The organism is Roseateles sp. (genome assembly GCF_036486225.1).
Classification (GTDB): domain Bacteria; phylum Pseudomonadota; class Gammaproteobacteria; order Burkholderiales; family Burkholderiaceae_C; genus Roseateles.
Map to the genome: position 1 here is coordinate 1 of NZ_DASVNZ010000166.1, position 3,644 is coordinate 3,644.

General features: G+C 72.3%; 4 protein-coding genes and 1 pseudogene. All 5 read right to left on the reverse strand.

The features are described from left to right. Positions 1–248, reverse strand: a 248-nt coding sequence (locus tag VF536_RS11775) for a hypothetical protein (protein ID WP_331615034.1), incomplete at its 3' end; no start/stop codon positions are given. Beyond that, on the reverse strand, positions 245–1,576 hold the full coding sequence (gene fliI / locus VF536_RS11780; RefSeq protein ID WP_331615035.1) for a flagellar protein export ATPase FliI: 1,332 nt from the start codon (positions 1,574–1,576) through the stop codon (positions 245–247). The genes fliI and VF536_RS11775, both read right to left, overlap by 4 nt. After that, positions 1,576–2,397 (reverse strand): flagellar assembly protein FliH, encoded by an 822-nt coding sequence (fliH, locus tag VF536_RS11785; RefSeq protein ID WP_331615036.1) that lies wholly within the window; start codon positions 2,395–2,397, stop codon positions 1,576–1,578. The genes fliI and fliH overlap by 1 nt, the downstream gene beginning before the upstream one ends. Further along, entirely contained in the window at positions 2,394–3,431 is a 1,038-nt protein-coding gene (locus VF536_RS11790; protein WP_331615037.1) for a FliG C-terminal domain-containing protein, read from the reverse strand. The genes fliH and VF536_RS11790 overlap by 4 nt, the downstream gene beginning before the upstream one ends. After that, positions 3,415–3,644, reverse strand: a pseudogene (locus VF536_RS11795) (flagellar M-ring protein FliF); the annotation flags it as partial. The gene VF536_RS11790 and the pseudogene VF536_RS11795, both read right to left, overlap by 17 nt.

Consider the following 3,644-nt stretch of genomic DNA (forward strand, 5'->3'; position numbering starts at 1 on the left):
CGCTGCTGGTCGGCCCAGCCGCGCATCGCCTGCTTGTAGGCGGCGCTGTTCTGCGCCAGGCCGGGCAGCGCGACGCCGCTCAGCGTCGCCTGCGCGCCGAGCGCGTCCAGCCGGTCGACGGTGCCCTGCACGCGCTGGCACAGCTGCTGCTGCGCGACCAGCTTCGCCTGCTGGCGATCGAGCTGGAGCTGCTGCAGCTCGGCCAGCTTGCCGAGGCTGCGTCGCAGCGAGTCCTGGCTGCCGCTCATGCGAGCACCTCCGACAGTTGGGATTGCGTGCGCGCCAGCGGCGCGCCCTCGTGGGTGCCCTGGTGCAGGAAGGCCTCGATGCGTGGCCACAGCGCGACGGCGCGGTCGGTGGCCGGATCGGCGCCGGGCACGTAGGCGCCCAGCGGCATCAGCTCGCGGACCTGCTCGAAGCGGGCCATCAGCTGCTTCAGCTCGCGCGCGGCCTGCTGCTGGCCACGGTCGGCGACCAGCGCCATGCAGCGGCTGATCGACTGCGCCACGTCGATCGCGGGGTAGTGGCCGCGCTCGGCCAGCGCGCGCGTCAGGACGATGTGGCCGTCCAGGATCGCGCGGGCCGTGTCGACGACCGGGTCCTGCTGGTCGTCGCCTTCGGCCAGGACCGTGTAGATGGCGCTCATGCTGCCTTCGCCTTCGCCGTTGCCGGCGCTCTCGACGAGTTCCGGCAGCAGGCTGAAGACCGACGGCGGGTAGCCGCGCGTGGCCGGCGGCTCGCCGAGCGCCAGCGCGACCTCGCGCCGCGCCATCGCGTAGCGCGTCAGCGAGTCGACGAGCAGCAGCACGTGCTGGCCCTGGTCGCGGTAATGGGCGGCGATGCTGTGGCACAGCTCGGTGGCGCGCAGCCGCATCAGCGGCGACTCGTCGGCCGGCGCCACGACGACGACCGCGCGCGCCAGGCCCTCGGCGCCCAGCGACAGGTCGATGAACTCGCGCACCTCGCGGCCGCGTTCGCCGATCAGGCCGACGACGACGACGTCGGCGACCGTGTTGCGCGTGATCAGGCCCAGCAGCACGCTCTTGCCGACGCCGGAACCGGCCATCAGGCCGACGCGCTGGCCGCGGCCCAGCGTCAGCAGGCCGTTGATGGCGCGCACGCCGACGTCCAGCGGCTCGTGCACCGGCTTCTTGCGCAGCGGATTGACCTTGGGCGGCACCATCTGCAGCGGCAGATCGCCGCCCAGGCGGCCGCGGCCGTCGATCGGCTCTCCGAGCCCGTTGACGATGCGACCCAGCCACTGCGGGCCGATCATCAGCGACGAACGCTCTGGCGCGGGCAGCACGCGTGCGCCGGCGGCCAGGCCGTCAGGCTTCTTGAAGGGCATCAGGTAGGCGACCTGGTCGCGGAAGCCCACGACCTGCGCGGCGAGCCAGCCGTCGGGCGAGCCTTCGCTCGCGCCTTCGAGCCGTTGTTCGATCAGGCAGCGCTGACCAGTGCGCAGCGTGCAGCCGCTCGCCTCGAGCAGCAGGCCCGAGGCGCCGACGAGCCGCCCGGTGGGCGTCGACACCGGCACGTCGCCGAGTTCGACACGACGCAGCGCGTTGCTGATCATCAGACGCCCTCCCCGGTCGCGTCACGAGCACCGAGCGCGTCGAGCGCGCCGGCCGCCGTGGACGAATACGGCATCGAGTCGGCGTTCGACTGCGACTGCGACTGCGATTGCGACGGAGCGCCGCCCTGGCCGTCGATCGTGCTCTCGGGCATCAACTGACCCCGCACCTGGTCCATGCAGGCGGCCAGGCGCTGGCGGCAGCCGGCATCGGCCTCGCGCCCGCCGGCGATGACGCGGCACTCGCCCGGATCCAGCGAGGCGTCGGCATGCAGCGTCCACTCGTGCACGCGCTCGGGGCCGAGCTCCAGCAGGCGCTGGCGATCCTCGGGATTCAGGAAGACCTCGACGCCGTCGCGCGCCGGCGGCATGGCCGACAACGTCTCGTCGACCAGCGCCATCAGCTGCGTCGGACGCAGCGTGAGTTCGGCGCGGATGACCTGCCGCGCGACGCGCTCGACCAGCTCGACGACCTCGCGCCGCACGGCGGACTGGTAGTCCTGCTGCAGCTGGCAGAGATGCGTGAGCAAGGTATCGACCGCGGCCAACGGGCTGACCAGCAGCGCCCGCGCGTCCTCACGGCCGGCGGCCAGCCCTGACGCGTGCCCGGCGACCTCGGCGGCGCTGCGCGCCTCGTCGGTGCCGGTCTGCAGTCCGCTCGCATAGCCTTCCTCATAGCCCTTGGCCAGCCCTTCCTGGAAGCCCTGCGCGAGGCTGGCCTGCAGCTGCGCGCCGGACTGCCCGTCGAGCAGCGAGGACGACGATGACAACGCGCGGCCGACCTGGGCCAGCGGCGGGAAGCGATGCGGGCGCAGCGTCTTCATTCGACGACGTCCTCGGCGAACAGCTGGACCTGGATCTCGCCCGCGTCCACCAGCGCCTTGACCTGCGCCATGATCTCGGCGCGCGCCTGCTCCACGCGGCTCATCGGCATCGGTCCGCCGCGGCGCATCAGGTCCTCGAAGCTCTGCGCCTGGCGGCGCGGCATCGCGGCCAGCAGCGCGTCGCGCACCGGCGGCTCGGCGCCCTTGAGCGCGACCGCCCACAGCTCCAGCGGCACTTCCTCGATCAGGCGCGTCAACGTGGCCTCGCTCTGACGCGAGAGCATGAAGAACTCGTACATCGAGGACTCGATCTCGCCGACCACGCCCGGGTCGTGCGCGCGCAGCAGCTCCACCATCTGCTGGCGCTGGCCAGGCATGCGGTTGAGGATCTCGGCGACCTGCTTGACGCCCTCGACGGTCGCGCCCTGCTGGCCCAGGCCGGCGAGGCAGCGCTCGACCAGTTCCTCGAGCTCCATCAGCAGCTCGGCGTCGACCTCCGACAGCCGCGCCATCTGCAGCAGCACGCGGTCACGGCCGCCGGCGGGGCCTTCCGGCAGCGCGGCGACGACGTCGCCGGCCAGCGCGCTCGGCAGGAAGGCCAGGAACACCGCCTGCATGCGCTGATGCTCATGGCTGATCTGCTCGGCCAGCCACTTCGGCGAGGCCCATTGCAGGCGCTGCATCTTGGGCCGGATCGCGTCGCCGTAGATGCTGTTGAGCACGCTGGAGGCGATCTGGCCGCCGAGCGCCAGGTCCAGCGAGCGCTTCAGGTAGGTGCGCGAGGCGCCGTGCACGCCGCTCTGCTCGCGGTAGTCGTCGAAGAAGGTCTGCAGCGAGGCGCGCACCCAGTCGACCTTGATGCCCGACAGCCGCGACATCACCTGCGTGACGTCCAGCAGTTCCTCGCGCGACAGGCAGCGCAGCACGGCGGCCGCGGGCTCCTCGCCCATGCTCAGCAGCACGATGGCGGCACGCTCGACCGGGCTCAGCGACGCGGCGCTGCCGGGCGGAATGAAATCACTCGCTTCGGCCATTTTTCTTCTGCACCCATTGCTTGACGACTTCCGCCACCCGCTCCGGCTCCTTGGCCGCGAGCACCTTCAGGTGGTCCACCAGCACGTCCACCGGAGAACCCGGCGGCGGCAGTTCGTAGTTCTCCAGCAGCGTGGTCACCGCGGAACCGGACGAGCCCGCGCCGGCCCGCGCCGCGGCGCCGCCGTGCAGACCACCGGCCGGGCCGCCCAGCG

Excerpts from the sequence above, each read along its gene's own strand:
- fliH (WP_331615036.1), bottom strand. The coding sequence starts at position 2,397 with ATGAAGACGCTGCGCCCGCATCGCTTCCCGCCGCTGGCCCAGGTCGGC.
- VF536_RS11790 (WP_331615037.1), bottom strand. The coding sequence starts at position 3,431 with ATGGCCGAAGCGAGTGATTTCATTCCGCCCGGCAGCGCCGCGTCGCTG.
- fliI (WP_331615035.1), bottom strand. The coding sequence starts at position 1,576 with ATGATCAGCAACGCGCTGCGTCGTGTCGAACTCGGCGACGTGCCGGTG.